Here is a 23,383-nt window from a genome sequence, read left to right on the forward strand (position 1 = left end):
AGGAAACGGGCATGATTTATCTGGCAGGGACACCGTTGGGAAACGATGGGGACGCTTCGCCGCGCCTACGGCAGATACTGGCCGAAGCCGATCTGATTGCGGCGGAGGATACAAGGCGTCTGCTGAATCTGGCTTCCAGGCTGGGGGTGGAACTTCATGCGCCGGTAACCGCCTACCACGATCATAACGAACAGGAAAAAGCCCGGGATCTGGTGGAGGCGGCGCGGTCGGGAAAAACCGTGGTGGTACTGAGCGATGCCGGAATGCCGGCGGTTTCCGATCCGGGATACAGGATTGCGCATTTGGCTGCCGGGCAGGGTGTGCCCCTGACGGTGGTGCCGGGCCCTTCCGCCGTGCTGACCGCGCTTGTGATTTCCGGGCTGGCCACCGACAGATTTGTTTTTGAGGGATTTTTGCCCCGCAGGGACGGTGAACTGGAATCGGAGCTGGAGACGCTGAAAAAAGAACCGCGGACAATGGTGTTTTTTGAATCTCCGCGCCGAATTGCGCGCGTTTTGGGGAAAATGGCAGACGCCTTCGGCCCGGGGCGGAAAGCCGCAGTCTGCCGGGAACTGACGAAAATCCATGAAGAAGTGGTCCGGGGAACGCTGGAAGAGCTGCGGGAATGGGCCCGCGGTGGTCCGCTGGGGGAAATAGCCGTAGTTGTGGCGGGAGCCGGGGAAACCGAGGGTATCTCCGCTCCCGCGGCACAGGTTGCGGAACTCGTTGAGTTGGGCCTGAGCCTCAAAGATGCGGTGAAATATGTTGCGAAACGGGAGAACGTGCGGAAAAATGCGCTCTACCGGGCGTGTCTGGAAGCTTAGCCCCCGATCTTTGCGGTGTCGTTTCAGTGCCGGAAACCGCCCCCGGGTTTGAAATCAATATCGGAAAAATCGAAATCGGACTCGTCGGCATCTGCGGAAAAATCGTATTCTTCTTCTTCCGGCAAAAGATCGATTCCGTATTCGGCCGGATCAAAGCCGTCTTCGGACCCGGGTATTTCGGGCACGCGGTCTTCGGCTCCTGCCGCGCTTTGCGTTTTCGGTGCCGGGCTGTCATATTCTTCTTCTGCGGGATGAGGATCTTCCGCCATGGGAAAAGACTCCCATTGCGTTTCGCCGCTGCCGTCCCAGACGGCGTCGTTTTCGTCCCGGTCTCCGTCGTCCCAGACGGCGTCGTTTTCGTCCCAGCCGCAGTCGTCGTGCAGGGCATTTGCGCGCCCGGCACGGCCCGTGCCGTAATCCTGCGCGGAGTCGTAATCGGGGTCGTAACCGGAGTCGCAGTCTTCGTCCCACAGATCAATTCTTCCGCCGCCGTTTTGTCTGCCGTGCGCAATTTCGTCGGGCAGCGCGCCGTCGTCTCCCGGATCGTAAAAACCGAATGCTTCCGCGGAGGGGATCTGCTCCACGCCTGCCTCGTCCATTTCCCTCCGCGCCGCGATTCCCGTCTCCTCCGATACGGGTACGGTCAGGTCGCTGAACACGCGCACATGCCATCCGGCGCGCAGGGCGTCCAACGCGGTTTCTTTCACGCAGTGCGATTCGGCGATTCCCACTACATCCACTTCCTGAATGTCGTGCGCGCGCAGAATTTCTTCCAGCGTTTCGCCTTCCGCATTGTGCCCTTCAAATCCGGAATAGGCCGCCCGGTATTCTCCCTTTTTGACTGCGTCATCCGTCTGCAGGGCGGCAATTTCTTCGTGCAGCTCCGCTTCCGGTGTGCCCGCCACGCCGTGCGGAGGCCAGGAATCGATAAAGTCCGGCTCGTCGGAGAAATGCTCTCCCGGATCTATGTGCCAGTCCTGTGTGGTCACGATAAGTTCGTATTCGTGGGCGTTTTTTGTGACAAAATCGGCTATTTTGTGTGCCGTTTCGTTGCCGCCCGCCACGCCGAGCGCGCCTCCTTCGCAGAACGTCGGCTGTACGTCAACAATAATCAGGGCGCGTCTTTCGGTTTCCACTGTTCCTCCAACCAAATATTTATGGGAATAATCGCAGACGAAACCGGATTCTCCCATTTTGGAACGGAAATCGGAAAAGGACGGCCCGCCTGGGACAATTCTAGTCCGTCCGGGCAAAAACATAAATTTTTTTTCGCAATCCCGGGGAAAATTTCTCCCAAAGCGGCAAAACGCCGTAACCTAGTAGTATGTCTAAGATTCTTTCTGCAGTTGCCTGGCCGTATGCAAACGGCCCGCGTCACATCGGTCACGTTGCCGGATTCGGCGTCCCCTCGGATGTATTCTCCCGTTACATGCGTATGGCGGGGCATGACGTGCTGATGGTTTCGGGTACCGACGAGCATGGTACGCCGATCATGGTGGCGGCGGACCGGGAGGGAGTGACGCCCGGGCAGCTGGCCGACAGGAACAATCGGATTATTGTGGAAGATCTTGTGAATCTTGGCCTGTCCTATGATCTGTTTACCCGCACAACCACCGAAAATCATCAGCGTGTGGTGCAGGAGCTGTTTGTCGGCTGCCGCGACAACGGATATCTGAAAGTGCAGGATACCCCGGTGGCGATTGACCCGAAAACGGGCAATACCCTTCCCGACCGTTACATCGAGGGCACCTGCCCGCTGTGCGGGGCGCAGGGCGCGCGCGGAGACCAATGCGACAGCTGCGGCAATCAGCTTGATCCCCAGGATCTGCTGAATCCCGTTTCGAAAGTTTCCGGCCTTACGCCCGAATTTAAAACTACGCAGCATTATTTTCTGGATCTTCCCGCGCTCGCCGACAGGCTCGGGCAGTGGCTGGACGAGGTGGAGAAATCGGGCAAATGGCGTCCGAATGTAATTTCTTTTTCCAAGCACCTTCTGGAGGATGTGCGTCCGCGGGCCATGAGCCGCGACATTACCTGGGGAATTCCGATTCCGGGTTGGGAAGACCGGCCCAATAAACGGCTCTATGTGTGGTTTGACGCCGTGATCGGCTACCTTTCCGCATCCGTGGAGTGGGCACGCCGCCGCAGTCTTGCCGGTCGGGGAGACGCAGAGGACTGGAAGATGTGGTGGACCGATCCGCAGGCTCTTTCCTATTACTTTATGGGCAAAGACAATATCGTTTTTCATTCCCAGATCTGGCCGGCCGAACTGCTGGCATATAACGGGGAGGGTGCGTACGGGGGAACGCCGCACAGGTTCGGAAAGCTGAATCTGCCCACGCAGGTGGTGGCCTCGGAGTTTCTGACGATGGAAGGCAAAAAGTTTTCTTCCTCAAAGTCGGTTGTGATCTATGTGCGCGACGTTCTTTCCCGCTACCGGCCGGATGCTCTGCGGTATTTCATTTCCATTGCGGGTCCGGAGACTTCGGATTCCGATTTCACGTGGGAAGAGTTTGTCCGCCGAAACAATTCCGAGCTGGTTGCCGGATGGGGCAATCTGGTGAACCGGACTGCGGCGATGATTGCGAAGAACTTCGGTGAAATACCGCCTGCGCAGGAACGGGAAGATGTTGACCGGGAGCTGCTCGATGAGGTGGCAGCCGGATTTTCCGTGGTGGGGAAACTGATTGAAAATCACAGGCAGCGGGCCGCGCTGGGCGAAATTATGCGTCTGGTGGGGGAAGCCAATGCGTATGTGTCGCGCACGGAACCCTTTAAGATGAAAGATGAATCCATGCGTTCCCGGCTGGGCACGGTGCTCAATACGCTGATTCAGGCAGTATCGGATCTGAACACGATGATGAGTGTTTTCCTGCCCCATTCTTCCAATACAATCGATCTGATTTTGGGCGGCAGCGGCGATATTGCGCCCATGCCGCAGATGGTGGAAACAACGGATTTGGATACGGGCCATCCCTATCCGATCATCACCGGCGACTATACGAATGTGCGGCGGTGGGAGCGCCGCTGCGTTGTGCCCGGAACTCCGATTTCCAAACCGAAGCCCGTGTTCCAAAAACTGGATGACGACGTGGCGGCCCGGGAGCTGGAGCGTCTGGAAGCGGACCGGGGATGAAAGACGGTTCGGAAAACAGAGCATGAGCCGGCATAAAAAGCGTTTTTTCCCCGAGCCGGATATTCCGTTGGCGGTTCCGACGGTGGACAACCATACGCATATCTCTCCCGATCCCGTGCCCGCGGAGGATGTGCGGCGGGAGGATACCGCTTCCGGCGGGGACGGCGAAAGCGGGCAGGGCGCTTCCAAATCCGCGGCGGATTCTGCCGGGCTGTGCCCTCCTCTGGCAGTGGACACTCTGCGTTCGATGATGCGCCGCTGCGGAGTGCGTGCGGCGGTCACTTCGGGATGCGAAATTCCTGCATACGGTTTTACGCTCGATTTGGCCCGCAGGTATCCGGAGTTTTGGGCGGCTCTTGCCGTGCACCCCAATGAGGCAGCGCTGCACGCGGGAGTGAGCGAAATTTCGCCGGACGGCATGACGCACGCTTTGCAGGAACATCACCGGCGTTATTCTTTGGAAGAAGCAATTTCCCTTACCGCCGGTTTATGCGCGGACAGGAATGTGGTGGCGGTAGGGGAAACCGGTCTGGACTATTTCCGCACGGGCGAAGCGGGGGCTGCCGCGCAGAAGGAGTCGTTTCGCGCGCATCTGGCGCTGGCGAAAGAGCTGGACAAGCCGCTGCAGATCCATGACCGCGACGCACATTCCGATGTGGTTGAGATTCTGCTGAAGGACGGCGCGCCCCGGCGGACCGTCTTTCACTGTTTTTCGGGCGACGTTACGCTGGCCGAAATCTGCGCGGAACACGGCTGGTATGCCTCTTTTTCCGGGAATCTGACCTATAAGGCGAACACGGATCTGCGCCGGGCGCTGCAGGCGCTGCCCGCGCACCTGATTCTTGCGGAGACGGATGCCCCGTATCTGACGCCGGAGCCCTACCGGGGGCATCCCAATGCCGTATGGGCCGTAGCGTACACGGTTCGTTTTCAGGCCCGGCTGCGCAATATGGATACCGACCGCTGGTGCGGCGTGCTGAACCAAAATGTGTCCCGGGTGTATGGAATCTGAGCGCGGAAATGTAATCCGGCTCATGATTATTTGCCATTTATAACATTTTGATTACAATTGATTACAGAAAGTTACCGTTTGGTTCGGTGCCGGCGCCCTGCGTCTTTCCGGGCCAAAGGTAAAAAGGGAAACCGGTATCCGCCGGTTCCGGCAACAGGAGATATTTTGGGTAAGCACAGTGCTTTGGCGGGTTCAGCTCCGTTTGTGATGAATCTTGACGCTCAGCCGAAACCGGGGTCGCGACGCGCACTGCGTATGGCGCAGCGTGCCGCCCGGGCGCAGAAAACCGCTGCCCTGCCGAATCCCGGCAGCGTGTCTGCGGTGCGGGCCCGTGTGGTACTGCCGGAAAACCGCAACGTATATGCCGAATATATGAACGAAAATCTGCTGGTTTCCCAGATTGAGCTGCACACGCCGCCGCGCGCACCGAAACTGTTCAGCCGTTCGCGCACGCTTGTGGCGGCAATTGTGGCGGCCACTTCCGGCCTGAGCGTGGCGGCAATGGCAGCCACTGCCGAAAATCCGTCCTCCGGTTCCCCTTCCGCTTTCGGCAGGAACGTCTCCGCTCCGGTTGTGGAAAAGATCAGCTACACCGTAACCGCAGACGGAAAGACCCGTTCCCTGGAAGGAATGTCCACGCTCACCGTGGCCGACGCGCTGGCGGCGGCAAAAATCAGACTGGACGCGGACGACGAAGTTTCCCTTGCCCTTGATTCGCGCGTGAAGGACGGCGCGTCCATTAAAGTGGTCCGTGTTTCGGCGCAGACGAAGACCGAGGATTACGCCGAGGACTATACGGTAAAAGAAGAAAGTGATCCCACGCTGGCAAAGGGCGAGCGCAGAGTAGTTACCAAAGGCGTCAGAGGCGAAGGCAGACGCACGGTAAAAATTGTTTTGCGTGACGGCAGGGAAGTCTCGCGGCAGATTCTGGCCGAAGCCGTATCCACGCCGCGGACAGACGAAATCGTGAAAGTGGGAACGAAAGAGACAGGCGCTCTGCCCGCTCCTGTCGCGGCTGCGGCCGATTCCGCACCCGTGCCTGCCGGTTCGGCACGCGATATTGCCCGCTCGATGCTTGCCTCATACGGTTGGGGAGCGGATCAGTTTGCGTATCTCGACCGGCTTTGGCAGCGTGAGTCGCATTGGAACCACACTGCGTCCAACCGCAGCTCCGGTGCCTACGGAATTCCCCAGGCCCTTCCGGGAAGTAAGATGGCTTCCGCCGGAAGCGACTGGCGCACAAACCCGGCCACACAGATTCGCTGGGGACTGGGTTATATTAAGGGCCGTTACGGATCCCCCGCCGCTGCCTGGGCCCATTCGCAAAGCACGGGCTGGTATTAAAATTCGGCGTAAATAGCTATAGTGGGTTTATGACTGACGAAACATTTTCCGCTGCCGATACGGAAAATCCGCCGTCCCCCACACTGCTCGGACCGACGCAGATACGCGCGATTGCCGCGGAACTCGGTGTGTCTCCGACGAAAACCCTGGGGCAGAATTTTGTGCACGATCCGGGCACGGTAAGACGGATTGTGCGCGAAGCACGGATTTCCCCCGGCAGCGCGGTAACGGAAGTGGGCCCCGGACTGGGCTCGCTCACGCTGGCTATTTTGGAAGCGGGAGCATTTTGTTCCGCCGTGGAAATAGATCCCGTTCTGGCCGGACGCCTTCGCGCGACGGTGAAAGAATATATGCCGGGTGCGGAAGAAAACTTTGCCGTGAAAAACTGTGACGCAATGACGGTCAAAAACGCCGCGGACCTGGCCGAGCCTCCCGGCTGGGGAAAACTGCATGCGCCGCATTCTTTTTCCCCCGCATACCTGGTGGCCAACCTGCCCTACAACGTTGCCGTGCCGATTCTGCTTACGTTTCTTTCCCGGCTGCCTTCCCTGGTTGGAGGAACCGTGATGGTGCAGGCGGAAGTGGCAGACCGGCTGGCGGCGCACAGAGGATCGAAAACCTACGGAATCCCATCCGTAAAAGCGGCATGGTATGCCGACGTGCGCCGGGGAATGAAAATTTCCCGCAATGTGTTTTGGCCGGTGCCGAATGTGGATTCGGCGCTCGTGCATTTCACCTGTCACGCGCCCTGTGCGGATGTGCCCCGGGAGCGTGTGTTTTCGATTGTGGATGCGGCTTTTGCCCAGCGGCGCAAAACTCTGCGCGCCGCTCTTTCCCCCTGGGCGGGAAACGCCCGCCGGGCGGAACTCATTTTGCGTCAGGCAGGCATTGATCCTGCCCTGCGCGGAGAAAAACTGTCGGTGGAGGATTTTGCGCAAATTGCCCGGGTATCTTTGGATCCGCGCTTCGAAACGCAATCCGCGGCGGGGTAAAATTGGGCAGAGACGAAAGATGGGATGAAGATGGAATATGTTTCCGCCTGCGCCCCGGGCAAAATAAACCTTGCCCTGCGGGTCGGGCAACGCCGGCCGGACGGTTTTCATGATTTGGACACCGTTTTCGAGGCAGTGGATATTTTTGACGATGTGCAGGTATATGCGGCGGACGGACTGTCCCTGTCTGTTACGGGGTTGGGTGCGGATCTGCCCACGGACTCCTCAAACATCGTAATCAGAGCCGCAAAGCTGCTGCAGGAAAGGTTCGGCGTGCGCGGCGGGGCAAAAATCGAGCTGACGAAGCGGATCCCGGTCGCCGGCGGAATGGCCGGTGGGTCTGCCGATGCCGCGGCTGCGCTGACAGCTCTGAATGAACTGTGGGAACTGGGTCTGTCCGCCTCCGAACTGCGCGCGCTTGGCGCGGAATTGGGATCGGATGTTCCCTTTGCGTTGCTGGGCGGGATTGCGCACGGCACGGGAAGAGGGGAAAAACTGACTGCGCTGCGCCCCGGGGCGCTGCACGGGTGGGTTATTCTTGCCAATCCGGAGGGACTGTCCACGCCCGAGGTATTTCGTGCATTTGACCGGCAGCAATACGGGCCTGAGTGCCGTGCGCAGTTTCCGGGCGCACAAAATACCGGCGCGGACCGGCCCGCCGACACGAAAGAGCTGCGCCGTGCCGTGCAGGGAGAGGATTTGGCGGCTGTGGGTGCGCAGATGAAAAACGATCTGCTGCGCCCGGCTCTGTCTCTCCGTCCGGATCTGGCAGATATTTTCCGGAAGATCGGAGATGAGGGCTACGGCAGTATTCTTTCGGGATCCGGGGCTTCGGTTGCCGTTCTTGTGTCTGCGCAGCGGCTGCACACCCATACTGCCGATCTGCGCAGGCGGTTCCCCGGTCTCCGTGTATTTTCGGCAGCGGGTCCGGCGGCGGGCGCACACATAAAACGGAGTCGGTAGTGGCACATATTCTCAGCCTTGAAAATGTGTCGGTTACGCTCGGATCGCGTCCGATTTTGGGGGATGTGAACCTTTCGCTGGAAGACGGGTCGCGCGTTGGAGTGGTGGGTCCGAACGGCGGCGGAAAATCAACTCTGCTTGCGCTTCTTCTGCGTCGCATTCCAAGTGATACCGGCAGGGTGACATGCGCAAACGGAACACGTTTTTCATATCTTTCCCAGCATGACACGTTTGATCCCGATATAACCGCCGAGTATGCGATTCACGGGGATAAAGCAAAATATCTGTGGGCTTCGGACGCCTCCGTCCGAAATATCCATGCCGTGCTGCTGCCGGATGTGCCGCTGCGGCGCAAAGTCTGCGAACTTTCGGGCGGTCAGCGGCGCAGAGTGGCATTGGCTGCGGCACTGTGTGCCCCGGCGGATGTGCTTGTTCTCGACGAGCCGACCAACCATCTCGATATTGAGGGGATAGCGGGTTTGGCGCGTCTTTTGCGGGAACGTTTTTCGGGCGGAAAAGGCGCACTTGTGACCGTTACGCACGACAGGTGGTTTTTGGACGCCGTGTGCGCGCAGATGTGGGAAGTAATTCCGGGCAATGACGGACCGGGAGGCGTAAATCCGCAGCCGGGATCGGTGCAGACCTATGAGGGCGGTTACGCGGCATATATTTTACAGCGCGCCGAACGTGCGCGGCTGGCACGGGCCGCGGAGGCGAAACGAAACAATTTACTGCGCAAAGAACTGGCCTGGCTGCGCCGCGGCGCGCCGGCGCGCACCTCAAAACCGCGTTTTCGGATTGAGGCGGCGAATGCGCTGATTGCCGCCGAACCTCCGCCCCGGGACACCGTTGCGCTTACGCAGATGGCAACCGCGCGTTTGGGAAAAGACGTCATCGATCTGATTAATGTTGATTTTGCGTGGAAAAACGGAGCGGAACCTGTTTTGCGCGATGTTACGCTGCGCCTTGCGCCCGGGCAGCGGATCGGAATTTTGGGAAAGAACGGCGCGGGTAAATCCTCGCTTCTGGACTTGCTGGCGGGAACGGCAAAACCCGGAAAAGGAAAAGTGAAACGGGGCAAAACCGTACGCTGTGCCGTGCTTTCGCAGGATGTAAAAGAGTTGGACGAGGCCGGCGGGCGCCGTGTTACGGAGGCGATAAGCGACATAGCCGCACGTGTTACTGTGGGAAAACGTGAGGTAACCGCTTCCCGGCTGGCGGAGCGCCTGGGGTTTACGCGCGAACGCGCCCTGACGCGCGTGGCGGAACTGTCGGGCGGGGAACGCCGCAGGCTGCAGTTTTTACGGCTGCTGATGGGCGAACCGAATGTGCTGCTGCTTGATGAGCCGACCAATGATCTGGATACCGATACGCTGGCGGCGATCGAGGATCTGCTGGATTCCTGGCCGGGCACACTTATTGTTGTTTCTCACGACCGCTATCTTCTGGAGAGAGTGACGGACCGGCAAATTGCGGTGATCGGGCACAGGGTGCGCGATCTGCCCGGGGGAGTGGAAGAATATCTGGAGCTGAGTCGGGCGGCGGAGGAAAGCGCCGCCGATGCCGGCGCCCCTGCCGCGCCGAATTTTGAAAAATCCGCGCAGGGGAACAGCAGTGCCGCGCGGGCGCGTGCGGCGCAGAAAACCATGAACCGCGTGGAAAAGCAGATGGAAAAAACCAGGGAAAAGCGCGACGGGCTTGCCCTGCGGCAGACGGAACAGGCGATGAACGGGAATTACGGGGATTTGGCCCGGTTGGGGAAGGAAATCTCCGGGCTGGACGAAGTACTTGCCCGTCTGGAAGAAGAATGGCTGAAAGCCGGCGAAGAATTCGAGCGTTACAGCCCCTCCCGGTAATTCCCGGATTCCCGGCGTCCGCCGCATCCGGAGAGTCTGCCTGCGGTCAGCGTTTCCTCAGGGCTTTGAGAATCGGAATCCGCTGCCCGGTATGGAGTACCGAATTTTCGTAGATCTTTCCGGCGACTGCGGAGATAAGCGGGATTGCCGCTATTCCCGCCGCGATCGCCACCGCGCTTTGCCACAGCGCAACCGTGCCGTAGACCTGCCGTATCGGCATCATAAACGAAGAGAATCCGGGAATGAGGGAAAGAATCTCCGTGACCGGACTGTGCGGAAAATTGGGGATAAAGAACATCGATATATAGAAGGGGATCAGTAAGGCGAAAGTGACGATCATGGTCACCGATCCCAGATCTTCCTGCCGGGAAGCGGTGGCGGCCAAACCGCCGGTGAGGGAAACAAAGATGAAGAATCCGATCACTACCCAAATCAGCATGGAGGCAATGGGGGAAATGCCGATATTTGCCTGCAGGCCCGCGATATGAACGGATACGGACAGTGCCGCCACGTAAAGGACTACCTGGAGCAGCACAAACGATCCGATTCCGAGCACTTTTCCCAAAAGAAGCGTCCGCGGGCGAACCGAAGAGAGCAGAATTTCAACCACGCGCGAGGACTTTTCTTCCACAACACCGGCGGAAACGGTTCCCACACCCGTCATGATCGCAAAAAACATAAGCATCAGCACGATTATGGCTGCGGTGAAACTGACCGGGTTCAGGTCTTTTGCGGTTTCGGAATCCGCAACCGCAACTATCTGCGGATTGCCCGCCCGTGCAATACGCTGCTGCTGTTCGGGTGCCATCTGGCCGATAATTTTTGTGGCTGTGTAGCTCATCAGCCCTTTTTTCAGGAGATCCACGGTTTTTTCGTCCGCTTCTCCGTACTCGTATATTTTCGGTTCGTCGGCTGTGCCGGCAATCGCGAGCCGTGCGGGACGGTCTTTTTCGGTCTGTGCGCCAAGCCACCGGCCGGGATCCGCATTTGGGGGAATATCTTCTGTCCGCAAAAACGGCAGCTGCGCCAAAAGCGGTTTCATGCCCGAAAATTCACTGCCCAAACCCACGGTTTGGGTGGCGGCCGGCAGCGGTCCGTTTTGCCTCCCGCCGCTCCCGCCGCTGAGAAAATACTTTCCCGCGACGCCAAAAACCAGGATCAGAATCAGGATTACCGCAGTTGAAATCTTTTGCCCCCGGTTTCCGGCCAGTGCCCGAAATTCACGCAGAATAATGTGCTTCAGCATTGCTTATTTCCTTCCGATAAATCCGAGGAGGCCTTTTCGTGCCGGTTTTTTCTCCGGCTTCGTATCTGTGCCGGGAACGGAGACGATATTTGAAAACAGTTCGTTCAGGTGCGGGCGGTAACGTGAAAAACCGTGCACGGGCGCAAGATCCAGCATTGCGTGCAGCAGGGTCTGATCGTCAAATCCCTGCGGCAAAGTGATGCGGAATGTATGCCCGCCGTGCGGTTTTACGTCTTTAAGGCCAAGGGTAAGAAGCGCTTCGCGCACGCTGTGCGCATCCGCGGAAGTGGTGACGTCGTAAATCGGGAACGGCGTTTCGCGCAGGGAATCGATGTCCCCCTCGGACACCGTTTTTCCCAGGGAGCAGATGCCGATTCTGTCGCACAGCCGTTCCACAAGATCCAGCTGGTGGGACGAGAAAATAACGGTGGTTCCCTCCCGGGCTTTTTCCCGCAGTATCGAGCCCATTGTGTCTACGGCGAGCGGATCCAGGCCCGAAAACGGTTCGTCGAGAACAAGAAAATCGGGATTGTGGACCAGGGCCGCGCACAGCTGCACACGCTGCTGGTTGCCCAGAGACAGATTCTGCACGCGGTCGTTTCTTCTGTGGGCCACTCCCAGCCGTTCCGTCCAGTGCAGAACAGCTTTCCGGGCCTCCGCCGAAGACAGTCCCTGCAGCTTGGCCAGATACTCCAGCTGCGGCTGCACTTTCATCCGCGGGTAAAGTCCGCGTTCCTCGGGCATATAGCCGAAACGGGTGCGGAGGGAAAAATCCAGTTCCCTGCCGTCGAGGCTGACTTTTCCCGAGTCGGCTTTCAAAACTCCGAGGATGATCCGCATGGTCGTTGTTTTGCCTGCCCCGTTCGATCCGACAAATCCGAATATTTCCCCGGCGTTGGCGGTAAAATCCATTCCCCGCAGTGCCTGCACACTGCCAAACGATTTATACAGATTTTCCACGGTTAAAGACATGGCATTCCTTCCGCACAGGTAATTTCGGACAGCTTCCCACCATTCTACCGGATCCCCCCCCCGTAAAAACACAAACCGGCAATCCGGCGGCGCGGAGTGCCTCTCCGGCAGTGAAAAATAACGTTTGGGAGGCCACATTTTTCGGGTAGAATGGAAAAGGCTTTGTGTTTCCCGGCACAATAGTCGAGTGGTCCGCCATGGTGTAATGGCAACACAGCGGTCTTTGGAACCGTTATTCTAGGTTCGAATCCTAGTGGCGGAGCAGTTTACAGGTAAGAGTTTTCGGAGGGCTTGTGACTGATTCATTGACTCTTTCTGCCGTTATCGTCCTGGCCGCGGGCAAAGGCACCCGTGTAGGATCACACACACCGAAAGTTCTGCTGGAAATGTGCGGACGTACGCTTGTGGGGCACGTAAACGATGCGATATCGGATCTGCACCCACGGCACACCGTATTTGTGGTCCGTCACGAACGCGAGCGCGTTGTCCGGCATCTGCGTTCGATTAATCCGCAGGCTCTGATTGCGGATCAGGATGAAATAAAAGGTACGGGACGGGCCGCGTGGTGCGGTCTGCGTTCGCTTCCGCAGGATCTGACCGGCCCGGTTCTTGTTATTGCGGCAGACAGCCCGATGTTTACCCCGGCCACGCTTCGCCGGCTGCTGAAGGCACACTGCGCTGCGGCGGAGCGGCCAAACGCCGTCACCGTGCTTTCCGTGCGTTTGGATAATCCGTTCGGATACGGGCGGATTCTGCGCCGGCCGGGTTCTTCCGCCGGTATCGCTGACGGGCCGATCTGCGGGGTTGTGGAAGAAAAAGACGCCACCGAAGAGCAGCGGCGGATAACCGAGGTAAACACCTCAACCTATATTTTCGACGCCGATTTTCTGCGCAGCGAACTTTCCTCCCTGGGCACGGACAATGCCCAGGGTGAAGTTTATCTGACCGATATGGTCGCCGCGGCGGCGGATTCGGGTAAACCGATCGGTTCCTATGTGCTCACCGACAGCGTGCAGGCGGAGGGAGTAAACGATCTTGTGCAGCTTGCCCGTCTGCGTAAAGTGAAAAATATGCGTATTTTGCAGGGGCTGATGCGCTCCGGCGTGTCGGTAACCGATCCGGATTCCACGTATGTTGATGTGGACGTCACCGTGGGCGCGGATGCCGTTATCGAACCGGGCACGGTCCTTCGCGGCGGCAGCGAAATTGCCCCCTATGCCACGGTCGGTCCGAATACGCAGCTGATAAACGCAAAAATAGGCGCGTACGCATCCGTGCCGCAGTGTTTCGTGGAAAATGCCGAAGTTATGCCGCACGAACATCTGCCGGCATTTACGGTCCGAAAAGGATGAAACACACCGGGTTTTGACTGCAGTCCATAAAAACAGAGCACAGGGAAGGGCACACAATGACGGGTATTCACAGCAACGGTAGGAAACATCTGGTTCTTGCCTCGGGGCGGGCGCACCCCCAACTTGCGGTTGCGGTGGCGAAAGAATTGGGAATCGAACTGCTTCCGACCACGATTTACGATTTTGCAAATTCGGAAATTTATGTGCGCTTCGACGAATCCGTGCGCGGCACGGACGTCTTTATCATGCAGTCGATCACCAACCCCGTGAATAAATGGATCATGGAAGCGCTGATTATGGTGGACGCGGCAAAGCGTGCCTCGGCAAAGCGGATCACGGTGGTTATGCCCTCCTACCCGTATGCCCGTCAGGACAAGAAGCATAAGGGGCGCGAACCGATCTCCGCCCGGCTGATGGCCGATCTGTTTAAAACGGCCGGTGCGGACAGAATCATGTCGGTGGATCTGCACGCCGCGCAGACGCAGGGATTCTTCGACGGTCCGGTGGATCACCTGTGGGCAATGCCGACTCTGGTGGAGTACGTGCGCACGCGGATCGATCCCGCTGCGGCGGTGATTGTTTCCCCCGACGCGGGAAGAATCAAGGTTGCCGAGCAGTGGGGAAAACGTCTGGGCGGTCTGCCTTTGGCCTTTGTGCACAAGACGCGCGATATTTCCCGTCCGAATATGGCAGTTGCGAACCGTGTGGTCGGAGACGTTGCCGGGCGTACCGCGGTAATCGTGGACGATCTGATTGATACCGCCGGCACTATCGTGGGTGCGATCCGTGTGGTTTTGGACGCCGGGGCGAAGAATGTGATCGTGGCGGCGACGCACGGTGTGCTCTCCGATCCGGCGGTGAAACGTCTCAGCGAATCCGGCGCCTGCGAGATTATCGTAACCGACACGATTCCCATCGGCTCGGAGAAACGTTTCCCGCAGCTGACGGTGCTGCCCATCGCGCCGGTTTTGGCGCACGCGATAGAAGAAGTGTTTAACGACGGTTCGGTTACCTCGCTGTTCGACGGCGCATTTTGAGATTTTCGGGCGCGGAAATCTCCGGATATTTGCGCAATTGGGCACAAAATCCGAAAAAAGAAGGCGAACGGCTCCGCCGGCGGATAGAATTATCTTTGCCTCGGCGAGGGAACAGCGCAGAGCGGCCGCGTACTTCCGTCGGCTGCCGGTCTGCGGGTAGCGGCTTGAAAGACAGCCGGTATGTTCCGTAATCGACGCGGTGTCTGTGTTCGGTTTTCCGGGCGTGGCCTCCGTTCGGGGCAGTAAACGTACAGGAAAAAGGAGAACTGATGGCAGACATCGTAAAAGCCGAAATGCGCGAATCCTTTGGCAAGGGCGCCTCGCGTCAGCTGCGCCGCGCAAACCGCACACCCGCCGTACTTTACGGCCTGGGCAGGGAACCGCGCCACATTCATTTTGACGCCCATGAGATCTACATGGAAGTGCGCGGAAACGCAAATGCACTGGTGAAAATCGAAGTTGCCGGCAAAGAGCAGCTTGCTTTGGTGAAAGACATTCAGCGCAATCCGCTGAGCAGAGCGATCGAGCACATTGATTTCCTGCGTGTGAAAGCCGATCAGAAGGTTGAAGTTGAAGTCAGCGTGGTTCTGGAAGGCGAGCCCGTGGCGGGTGCGGTGGCTTCGCTTGAGCTGATGACCCTGCCGGTATTTGCGCCGGCAACGGAGATTCCCGAGCACGTGACGGTAAACGTGGAAGGCGCCGAAGACGGTCACACCGTCCGCGTGGCGGATCTGAAGCTCCCGCAGCACGTGGAAGCAGCCGTGGAACCCGATACGGTTGTGGTGGCGGTTACCGTTCCGCAGGTGGATGTGCCTGAAGACGAAACTGCCGAAACCGAGCAGCCCGCGGCAGCCGAAGCCGCACAGCCCGCGGCGGAATAATAAACCGGCAGCGTTAAATTCGGTTTTTGGAAAAGGGCGGTCTGTGCGCAGGTGCGGGCCGCCCTTTTCCGTTTTGCGGATTTATGTGTTTAATCGGGAGCGGCAGACGTTTTTGATCGGGCACGGATAAGGGATGGAGATATGTTTACGGTGGTCGGCCTGGGCAACCCGGGTCCCAAATATGAGCAGACCCGGCATAATATCGGGCAAACGGTAATCGGGGAACTGACCGCGCTCGCGGGCACGGCTCTTCAGTCCCACAGGCAGTCGAATACGCGGGCAGTCTCGGTCCGCTGCGGCGCGGCCGGCGGGCACGCCGCGGAGCAGGCGATCCTGGCCGTAACGAATTCCTACATGAACACTTCCGGCACCCCGGTCGCCGCGCTGCTGCGTTATTTTCACTGCGCACCGGAAACTCTGCTTGTGATTCACGACGATCTGGATCTTCCCTTCGGCGTGCTGAAGCTGAAACGCGGCGGCGGCGAGGGCGGCCACAACGGGCTGCGCTCAATTACGCAGGCCCTGGGCACAAAAAATTATCTTCGTCTGCGCTTCGGAATCGGACGTCCGCCGGGGCGCCGGGATCCGGCGGATTTTGTGCTGTCGCGGTTTACGAAAGAAGAAGCCGCAGATCTGCCGCTGCTGGTGGACAGAGCCGCGCATGCGGTGGAGGATGTTTTGCAAAACGGTTTGGAACAGGCGCAGATGCGTCTTCATACGCACTGATTCTACAGTTGGCCGCGTGCGGCCCCGGTTTAAGGAAATGAATGGATTTATCCCCGCTCCTTGGTGAGCTTGGCACGGCAGATAAAATTTTGGATCCGGAAGCGGGCAGATACCGCGATCTGTCTCTGCCCGAGGGAGCAGCAGTGCCCCTTGCCGCACAGCTGTGCTCCCACACGGATCTGCAGCTGATTGTAACGCCTTCGGGGCACGAAGCCGAAGAGTTCGCCGACCGGCTGAAGTATTTTCTTCCGCCGTCCGCGGCGGAAGTGTTTCCCGCATGGGAAACACTTCCGCATGAGCGTCTCTCTCCGCGTGCGGATACGGTTGCCCGGCGTCTTTCCGTGCTGCACCGTCTTGCCCACCCGGAGGAATATCCGCCGCTGAAAGCGGTGGTTATGCCCGTGCGTGCCCTGCTGCAGCCGATTGCGGAAAATCTGGGCCGTCTGCGCCCGGTAATACTTAGGGCAGGGATGCACACCGAGATTGAAATACTGACCGAACAGCTTACGGCGGCGGCATATACGCGCACGGACATGGTCGGAGCGCGCGGGCAGTTTGCCGTCCGCGGCGGGATTGTGGATATTTTCCCCCCGACGGAGCCGCATCCGCTGCGGGTTGAATTTTTTGGCGACGAAGTGGAGGAGATCCGTGCTTTTTCGGTTGCGGACCAGCGCAGCCTGCACAGAAGTGAAGTCCTTCGCGCTCCTGCCTGCCGCGAACTTCTGCTTACCGACGAAGTGCGTGCCCGCGCCGCCTCCCGTTTGGCCGATTTTCCCGGCGCGGCGGAAATGCTGGACAAAATCGCGAACGGGATTCCCGCGGAAGGAATGGAGTCGCTGCTCCCCATTCTGGTGCCGAAGATGGAGTGTGTGCTGGAGGAATTTCCCCAAAGCGCGCGGGTGGTGTTTGTCTGCCCGGAAAGGATCGAAACACACGCCGAATCCCTTTCCCAAACCACAGCGGAATTTCTCGCCGCCGCCTGGTCAAACGCGGCAGCCGGCGGGGAAGTTCCGCTGGAAGTCACCCGGGCTTCTTTTCTTACTTTGCCGCAGGTGCGGGAACTGATCGGGGCCCGGGGACGCAGCCTGTGGACCATGTGCGCACTGCGGGGCGAAAATACGGAAGATACCGGTCTGAGGGAAACGCCGGATTTTGCCGGCCGCACGGAGCAGGCTTTCGCTTTCCTGCGGGAGCTGACCCGCGGGCTGTGGAAAATCGTGCTGTTTGCGCAGAGTGCGGGTTCGGCGGAAAGACTTTTGGAGCAGCTTGGAGAATCCGATGTGCCCGCCCGGATTATGCGTACGCCGGAAGAGGGAATAAAACCCGGTGTGGTGTGCATCGTCACCGCTTCGCTGCCCGGCGGGTTTATGGCGGAATCCAAAAAAATTGCCGTGTTTTCGGCACAGGATATCCTGCACCGCGTGCGCCGGGGCCCCGGATCGCGCGGAAAAACGGCAATGCCCGCAAGAAGGGGAAAGACGGTGGATCCACTGTCGCTTAAACCGGGCGACTATGTGGTTCACGAGCGCCACGGCATCGGCAGATTTGTGAAACTTGTGAAGCGCAGCGTAGGGGGAGTAAACGGTACGCAGCGCGAGTATGTGGTGCTTGAATACGCCTCCGGCAGGAGAAAAGGCGTGCCTGACGAGCTGTGGGTTCCCACGGACCAGCTGTATCTGGTATCCAAATATGTGGGAGGAGACAAACCCGCCTTAAATAAAATGGGCGGCTCGGACTGGGCAAAAACGAAGTCAAAAGCCCGGGCGGCGGTAAAACAGATCGCAAAGGAGCTGATCCGTCTTTATGCCCGGCGCAGAGCCACGCGCGGCCACGCTTTCGGCCCCGACACACCCTGGCAGCGCGAGTTGGAAGATGCGTTTGAATTTACCGAAACGCCCGATCAGATTGCCACGGTTGAAGAGGTAAAAAAGGATATGGAGTCTCCCGAGCCCATGGACAGGCTGATTTCGGGCGATGTGGGGTACGGAAAAACGGAAATTGCCGTGCGCGCGGCTTTCAAAGCGGTGCAGGACGGGAAACAGGTTGCGGTTCTGGTTCCCACCACGCTGCTCGTGCAGCAGCATCTGGAGACGTTCCGGGAGCGTTTTGCCGGTTTCCCCGTTACCGTGGAAGGTCTTTCGCGGTTTCAGACGCAGAAGGAAACCCGGGCGGTAAAAGAGGGAACGGCCTGCGGCAAAATCGATGTTGTGATCGGAACCCATAAACTGATTACGGGTGAAGTGCGGTTTAAGGATTTGGGCCTGGTAATCATAGACGAAGAGCAGCGTTTCGGTGTGGAGCACAAGGAAACACTGAAGCAGATGTATCCTGCGGTGGATGTGCTGGCAATGAGTGCCACGCCGATCCCGCGCACCCTGGAAATGGCGGTCACGGGAATCCGGCAGATGTCTACGCTGGCCACACCGCCGGAAGAACGGCATCCGGTTTTGACATACGTGGGCGTGCAGGACGGGAAACAGATTGCCGCGGCGGTGAAACGCGAGCTGCTGCGCGACGGACAGGTATTTTATATTCATAACCGCACGGAAACAATTGCCCGTGCGGCCGAAAACCTTTCCCGGATGATTCCCGGGGCGCGGATTGGCATCGCCCACGGAAAAATGAGCGAACAGCAGCTTGAAACCGTGATCGGGCAGTTTTGGGAGAAAGAAATAGACGTTCTGGTATGTACCACGATTGTGGAAACGGGACTGGATATTTCAAATGCGAATACGCTGATTGTGGAAGATGCCCGGAAATTGGGTCTGTCGCAGCTCCATCAGCTTCGCGGACGCGTGGGGCGCGGACGCGAACGCGCATATGCCTATTTTCTGTATCCGCCGGGAAAAGTAATGACGGAAACAGCGATCGAGCGTCTGCGCACAATCGCCGCACACACCGAACTCGGTGCGGGAATACAGGTGGCGCTGAAGGATCTGGAAATTCGCGGCGCGGGCAATCTTCTGGGCGGAGAGCAGTCCGGGCATATAGCCGGCGTCGGTTTTGATCTTTATATCCGGATGGTTTCCGAAGCCGTGGCAAAACTGACCGGTCAGACTCCGCAGACGGAGACGGAAAGCGGCGATGTACGCATCGAGCTGCCCGTGGATGCTTTTGTTCCGGCGTCCTGGGTGGCTTCGGAGCGGCTGCGCCTGGAAATTTACACAAAAATTTCCGCCGCGCAAAACGATTGCGCGCGCGCGGACATCGCCGCCGAGCTGACCGACCGTTACGGCCCTCTGCCCCGGGAGGTAGAGCGTCTGCTGCGGATCTCAAAACTGCGGGAGACGGCCCGGGCTGCGGGAATCGGGGAAATCGCGGTGTTTGGAAACACTTTGCGGCTTTCTCCCGTGCAGCTGAGCGATTTTCGCCTGGTGAGGCTGAAACGTCTTTACCCGAAATCTCTGCCGAAACCGGCGATCCGCGCCCTTGCCGTGCCGCTGAGGGAGGCGGGAAATGCGCTGAGCGCTTCGGCGTGCGGCACGCCGATAAACGAAGAACTGCTTGATTTCACGGAAAAACTTATTTATGCGGTTTTTATTGCGGAATAATCCATCCGTCGGAAAAGGAGAAATCGACGTACTGCCCCACGTGAAAAGAGCGTTTTGAGCATGAAACGAGAGTGCCGAATACCGTTTCGATGTGGTAAATGCGCCCCCAGCGGTGAAATACGGAGGAGATGACGTTTCCCGTCTGCCCGACAACCTGCTTTTCCGCAGTCCGGCCGAGCAGAACGCGGGCAGGTGCGATACACGCCAGACCCGGTCCGCGAAATTCCTGTGCGCAGGGGAAAGTGAAGCGCCGTTCCCCGATATGTGCCACGCCCAGAAAATCGGGAGCCGGGAGAAAATCCGCCGCGTGCCCGGCGCCCTCCGTGCGGCGCACGTCGATTACCGTGCAGGAAAGGATATTGGAAATTCCCAGCAGCCGGGCCACTTCTTTGCAGTTCGGGCGGTAATAAACGGATTCGGGGGCGCCTTCCTGCAAAATGGTACGGTTGCCCAAAACCGCCACCCGGTCGGAGACGGACAGCGCGTCGTCGATATCGTGCGTAACGTAGACGGTCGGAATTTTGAACCTCCTGATCTGCGTGACCAAATCGATATGGATTTGGGTGCGGACGTTCTGTTCCAGATGCGCCAGCGGCTCGTCGAGCAGCAGAGCCTGCGGATTGCTCACCAGAGCCCGGGCAAGGGCCACACGCTGTTTCTGCCCGCCGGAGAGCGTGTTCGCGTTTCGCTGCGCAAGATCGGTGATTCGCAGTCCGGAAAGTGCCAGATCCGTCAGATACCGCCGCCGGGGAAGGGGAACCGCGGGGTCGTCGATTCCAAATTCGATATTTTCCCGTACGCTGCGGTCAAAGAGGGTAGGATTTTGAAAAACGAGGCGGGTTCCGCGTCTGTGCAGCGGAATTTTCGTCACGTCTTTTTCTCCGATTTTTACCGTTCCGTGCAGCGGAGGCAAAATACCGGCAACAGCCTGCAGCAGTGTGCTTTTTCCGCTCCCCGAGGGGCCGAGAAGGCAGAGAATCTCGCCCGCCCGGACGGCAAGATTCAGATGTTTCAAAACAAATTTTCCGTTTGCGGCGGAAAAATCACTCAGTTCGATACCCATGAAGTTTCCTTAAAAATACGCTGTTGACGGCCATAATTCCGATTCCGAGAATAAACTGTGCGCAGCCGGCTGACAGGCATCCGGCAAAAAGAACGGCACAATCCATTCCCGAATCGGCGAAAGACACAACGGTGGGGGCAATGAGCTGCCACTGGGCGGGCTGGAGCGAAATTCCGGGCGCGGTCTGCGTGACAATGATTGCTCCGATCATGCTGGACACGGCGAGCAGCGGCGCACGCATTTCGTGCACCGCCAAAAAGAATACGCGCAGCCGCGGCGCCCCGAGATTTTCCGTCACGGCGGTATAGGTGCGCACCCCACGTCGGAAAAACAGGCACCCGAAATAGCTGAGCGGCAGTGTGAGCAGCAAATATGCGAAACATACTCCCAGAATTCCGCGCACCGCCCAATCTGCTCCGAGGTATCTGAGAAATGTCGGGATGAAAGCGGATTCGTGCCTGTAATAGTACAGATTGGAAAATATCGGCCCGCCGAAAGTGAAGCCGATCAGGAGCACGGCAACAAAAAGGGCATTGACTGTTTTTCTGTGCCGCAGACGTTTTACCGCCAGGGCAAACCCCAGCAAAACGGATACCGGAGCCACGGACACTGCCACTGTCAGGGAGTGGAACAGCCGGCGGATGAGTTCCCGGGCGATTTCCGTATGCAGATCGGATGCGAGATTCGCCAGCGCAATCAGATACAGAAGAAACAGGCACAGGATCCACGCTGCGCAGAAAACGGACAGTGCGCGGCGTAAAGCGGAAAAATAACTCCCTGTGCCCGATCTGTGCGGCGAAAGCGCTATCTCGGTGGTGATATGGGGGAAAACGCGGTTTATTCCGACGGCGTAGATTCCGATTGCCGCAATAACGCACAGCAGCACGGTGCGGGTTACGCCCAGGCTGCCCGGAAGGGGACTGAAGATGATATTCGCGATCCGTGCGGCGGCGGAGCCGAAAGCGCTGTTGGCCGAGGAGTCGGCGGCGGCCCATATCAGGCAGGCAGACAGGCTCAGCGGGAACGCCGGTGCAAACCGGGGAAGAAACAGAGTGCGGAATGTTTCCTTCGGGGAATGGCCGAGACCGGCGAAGGCAACGATTTGCGTATCGCTTACCTGCGAGAAACACAGCAAATGGACCAACAGCGCGATCGGGACGGAAGAAACGGTGAGCGTGAGCCTGAGAAGCGAATCGGAATATGGCGTAAGACCGGGGAAAACATGAAACAGGGCGGTGGCCCAGGCGGCGGAGGGGACGCTCAGGGGCAGGCACAGCAGGATACCGACCGTCCGGCGGTATTTGGCAAAACGTGCGCCCAGGCCCAAAATTGCCCCCAGTATCGTGGCCGCCAGTGCGGCGGGCACGGAAACTGCCGCGGTTTGGAGGAGTACCGCGCCGGGGGCGGGGGCATAAACGGCGTCTGCGAATTTTTTTACGAAGTATTCGCGCCGTTCCACGGATATGTTTGGTTTCCGCACGAGTATGGGGACCTGCAGCGAATCGAGTTTGGACGCGAGGTTCTGCGGAAGTTTAACGGAGGTGGGGTTTTGCCGCTCGATGGAAGAAACCAGATCCTGTGCCCCGTCGGAGATTACGAAGCGGAGAAAATCTCTGCCCATTTTTTCTTTTCCGCCTTTGAGCAGTGCGGCGGCACCTATCTCGTATGCCGTCCCGTCCGCGGGGTAGGTGGTGCGCAGCGTCGGCCCGCCGGGGTTTGTTTTTGCGTTTCGGGATTGGCAGTAGGGGGCGAATGTGACGGCTACGTCCGCCCGCCCGTTTTCTATCAGTTGGGCAAGATGCGTGCCGGAAAAAATATATTTGGCGGTGTTTTTGTGCAGCCGCCGAAAATAGGATACGAACTGCCCGTCCGGGAAACGGTTTCCCAGCGCGCTGACCATTGTGCCGGCCGTCCCGCTGGAAAGAGGGGAAGGAAGAATGATTTTGCGGCGGTAGCGTCTGTCTGTCAGGTCATTCCAGTTCTGCGGGGCACGCACTGCGCTGCTGCTGCAAAATGCGAGTATTCCCCCGTATGTGCCGATCCAATACGGGTCCTGAAATTTTTTCGGAATCGTGTGCGAAGTCAGTCCGTGGGGGACGAGCAGCCCTTTGTCTGCGGCGGTCACATATGCCTCCGCCGGACCTCCGATCCAGACGTCAAATTCCGGGATCCGGCTGCCGTGCTCCAGTTTTGCCAGTGCGGCGGATGTGGGAAGACGGAATATGTTTGCTTTTATTCCCGTCTGTTTTTCGTAGCGCTCCGCAAGGGCCTTGCAGGAGCGCAGATTGTTTGAGCACAGCACGGACAGTTTGGGCGTCTGATCCAAAGTTTTCGGAAACACTGCCGCAAATACGGAAAGCAGCAGCAGAGCCAGAGCCGTTTTCGGTATCAGCGAACGCATCCAAAGAGATCCCACGTTTATCAGTGT

Annotated in this window: 17 protein-coding genes and 1 tRNA gene; 13 read left to right on the forward strand and 5 right to left on the reverse strand. The window is 58.6% G+C overall.

Annotated elements, in window-relative coordinates; all coding sequences use genetic code 11:
• Positions 1-11: 11 nt before the first annotated feature.
• Positions 12-824 carry a 16S rRNA (cytidine(1402)-2'-O)-methyltransferase gene (gene rsmI, locus HMPREF1631_RS02980; RefSeq protein ID WP_034232282.1) on the forward strand — a complete coding sequence of 271 codons (813 nt, stop codon included), beginning with the start codon at positions 12-14 and terminating at the stop codon, positions 822-824.
• Positions 825-847: 23 nt separating this feature from the next.
• Here rsmI and HMPREF1631_RS02985 read toward each other — a convergent pair whose 3' ends face one another.
• Positions 848-1,960, reverse strand: a complete 1,113-nt coding sequence (locus HMPREF1631_RS02985) for an isochorismatase family protein (RefSeq protein WP_034232284.1) — start codon at positions 1,958-1,960, stop codon at positions 848-850.
• Positions 1,961-2,148: 188 nt separating this feature from the next.
• Between HMPREF1631_RS02985 and metG the strand changes: the two genes are divergently transcribed.
• The 6 genes from metG to HMPREF1631_RS03020 all read left to right on the forward strand — a co-directional run bounded on the left by metG (position 2,149) and on the right by HMPREF1631_RS03020 (position 10,127).
• On the forward strand, positions 2,149-3,960 hold the full coding sequence (metG, locus tag HMPREF1631_RS02995; RefSeq protein ID WP_034232290.1) for a methionine--tRNA ligase: 1,812 nt from the start codon (positions 2,149-2,151) through the stop codon (positions 3,958-3,960).
• 22 nt (positions 3,961-3,982) lie between these two features.
• Positions 3,983-4,972, forward strand: coding sequence for a TatD family hydrolase (locus HMPREF1631_RS03000; RefSeq protein ID WP_034232293.1), 990 nt, complete (start codon positions 3,983-3,985; stop codon positions 4,970-4,972).
• Positions 4,973-5,137: 165 nt separating this feature from the next.
• Entirely contained in the window at positions 5,138-6,316 is a 1,179-nt protein-coding gene (locus tag HMPREF1631_RS07220) for a G5 domain-containing protein (protein WP_156956206.1), read from the forward strand.
• Positions 6,317-6,345: 29 nt separating this feature from the next.
• Complete coding sequence (gene rsmA, locus HMPREF1631_RS03010; RefSeq protein WP_198017358.1) at positions 6,346-7,308, forward strand: 16S rRNA (adenine(1518)-N(6)/adenine(1519)-N(6))-dimethyltransferase RsmA; 963 nt, start codon at positions 6,346-6,348, stop codon at positions 7,306-7,308.
• Positions 7,309-7,338: 30 nt separating this feature from the next.
• Positions 7,339-8,271 (forward strand): 4-(cytidine 5'-diphospho)-2-C-methyl-D-erythritol kinase, encoded by a 933-nt coding sequence (locus HMPREF1631_RS03015; protein WP_232215414.1) that lies wholly within the window; start codon positions 7,339-7,341, stop codon positions 8,269-8,271.
• The gene (locus tag HMPREF1631_RS03020) at positions 8,271-10,127 is read left to right on the forward strand and encodes an ABC-F family ATP-binding cassette domain-containing protein (protein ID WP_034232299.1); all 1,857 of its coding nucleotides are present in this window, start codon (positions 8,271-8,273) and stop codon (positions 10,125-10,127) included. Before HMPREF1631_RS03015 ends, HMPREF1631_RS03020 begins: the two co-directional genes overlap by 1 nt.
• 46 nt (positions 10,128-10,173) lie before the next feature.
• On the opposite strand, the gene HMPREF1631_RS06780 is transcribed toward HMPREF1631_RS03020, so the two are convergent.
• Positions 10,174-11,373, reverse strand: coding sequence for an ABC transporter permease (locus HMPREF1631_RS06780; protein WP_052047007.1), 1,200 nt, complete (start codon positions 11,371-11,373; stop codon positions 10,174-10,176).
• Between the two features lie 3 nt (positions 11,374-11,376).
• A complete protein-coding gene (locus tag HMPREF1631_RS03030; RefSeq protein ID WP_034232302.1) occupies positions 11,377-12,345 on the reverse strand; it encodes an ABC transporter ATP-binding protein in 969 nt (322 codons plus the stop codon).
• A 191-nt stretch (positions 12,346-12,536) separates the two neighbouring features.
• Here HMPREF1631_RS03030 and HMPREF1631_RS03035 point away from each other — a divergent pair.
• The 6 genes from HMPREF1631_RS03035 to mfd all read left to right on the forward strand — a co-directional run bounded on the left by HMPREF1631_RS03035 (position 12,537) and on the right by mfd (position 19,892).
• Positions 12,537-12,607 (forward strand) — tRNA-Gln (locus tag HMPREF1631_RS03035).
• Between the two features lie 31 nt (positions 12,608-12,638).
• A complete protein-coding gene (locus tag HMPREF1631_RS03040) occupies positions 12,639-13,697 on the forward strand; it encodes an NTP transferase domain-containing protein (RefSeq protein ID WP_034232305.1) in 1,059 nt (352 codons plus the stop codon).
• A gap of 56 nt (positions 13,698-13,753) precedes the next feature.
• Positions 13,754-14,734 carry a ribose-phosphate diphosphokinase gene (locus HMPREF1631_RS03045; protein WP_034232308.1) on the forward strand — a complete coding sequence of 327 codons (981 nt, stop codon included), beginning with the start codon at positions 13,754-13,756 and terminating at the stop codon, positions 14,732-14,734.
• Between the two features lie 269 nt (positions 14,735-15,003).
• Positions 15,004-15,615: a 50S ribosomal protein L25/general stress protein Ctc gene (locus HMPREF1631_RS03050; RefSeq protein ID WP_034232311.1), complete on the forward strand. Its 612-nt coding sequence runs from the start codon at positions 15,004-15,006 to the stop codon at positions 15,613-15,615.
• A gap of 141 nt (positions 15,616-15,756) precedes the next feature.
• Complete coding sequence (gene pth / locus HMPREF1631_RS03055; RefSeq protein WP_034232314.1) at positions 15,757-16,341, forward strand: aminoacyl-tRNA hydrolase; 585 nt, start codon at positions 15,757-15,759, stop codon at positions 16,339-16,341.
• Positions 16,342-16,382: 41 nt separating this feature from the next.
• Positions 16,383-19,892 (forward strand): transcription-repair coupling factor, encoded by a 3,510-nt coding sequence (gene mfd, locus HMPREF1631_RS03060; RefSeq protein ID WP_034232330.1) that lies wholly within the window; start codon positions 16,383-16,385, stop codon positions 19,890-19,892.
• On the opposite strand, the gene HMPREF1631_RS03065 is transcribed toward mfd, so the two are convergent.
• Both HMPREF1631_RS03065 and HMPREF1631_RS03070 read right to left on the reverse strand, forming a co-directional pair.
• Positions 19,879-20,955: an ABC transporter ATP-binding protein gene (locus HMPREF1631_RS03065; protein ID WP_052047008.1), complete on the reverse strand. Its 1,077-nt coding sequence runs from the start codon at positions 20,953-20,955 to the stop codon at positions 19,879-19,881. The two genes, mfd and HMPREF1631_RS03065, sit on opposite strands and share 14 nt — an antisense overlap.
• The gene (locus HMPREF1631_RS03070; protein ID WP_156956207.1) at positions 20,936-23,371 is read right to left on the reverse strand and encodes an extracellular solute-binding protein; all 2,436 of its coding nucleotides are present in this window, start codon (positions 23,369-23,371) and stop codon (positions 20,936-20,938) included. The genes HMPREF1631_RS03065 and HMPREF1631_RS03070 overlap by 20 nt, the downstream gene beginning before the upstream one ends.
• Positions 23,372-23,383 lie beyond the last annotated feature (12 nt).

Origin of the sequence: Arcanobacterium sp. S3PF19 (assembly GCF_000758825.1) — a bacterium.
Taxonomy (GTDB): Bacteria; Actinomycetota; Actinomycetes; order Actinomycetales; family Actinomycetaceae; genus Arcanobacterium_A.

Excerpts from the sequence above, each read along its gene's own strand:
- HMPREF1631_RS03050 (WP_034232311.1), top strand. The coding sequence starts at position 15,004 with ATGGCAGACATCGTAAAAGCCGAAATGCGCGAATCCTTTGGCAAGGGC.
- metG (WP_034232290.1), top strand. The coding sequence starts at position 2,149 with ATGTCTAAGATTCTTTCTGCAGTTGCCTGGCCGTATGCAAACGGCCCG.
- HMPREF1631_RS03065 (WP_052047008.1), bottom strand. The coding sequence starts at position 20,955 with ATGGGTATCGAACTGAGTGATTTTTCCGCCGCAAACGGAAAATTTGTT.
- HMPREF1631_RS06780 (WP_052047007.1), bottom strand. The coding sequence starts at position 11,373 with ATGCTGAAGCACATTATTCTGCGTGAATTTCGGGCACTGGCCGGAAAC.
- HMPREF1631_RS03045 (WP_034232308.1), top strand. The coding sequence starts at position 13,754 with ATGACGGGTATTCACAGCAACGGTAGGAAACATCTGGTTCTTGCCTCG.
- HMPREF1631_RS03015 (WP_232215414.1), top strand. The coding sequence starts at position 7,339 with ATGGAATATGTTTCCGCCTGCGCCCCGGGCAAAATAAACCTTGCCCTG.
- rsmI (WP_034232282.1), top strand. The coding sequence starts at position 12 with ATGATTTATCTGGCAGGGACACCGTTGGGAAACGATGGGGACGCTTCG.
- HMPREF1631_RS03000 (WP_034232293.1), top strand. The coding sequence starts at position 3,983 with ATGAGCCGGCATAAAAAGCGTTTTTTCCCCGAGCCGGATATTCCGTTG.
- rsmA (WP_198017358.1), top strand. The coding sequence starts at position 6,346 with ATGACTGACGAAACATTTTCCGCTGCCGATACGGAAAATCCGCCGTCC.
- HMPREF1631_RS03030 (WP_034232302.1), bottom strand. The coding sequence starts at position 12,345 with ATGTCTTTAACCGTGGAAAATCTGTATAAATCGTTTGGCAGTGTGCAG.
- mfd (WP_034232330.1), top strand. The coding sequence starts at position 16,383 with ATGGATTTATCCCCGCTCCTTGGTGAGCTTGGCACGGCAGATAAAATT.
- pth (WP_034232314.1), top strand. The coding sequence starts at position 15,757 with ATGTTTACGGTGGTCGGCCTGGGCAACCCGGGTCCCAAATATGAGCAG.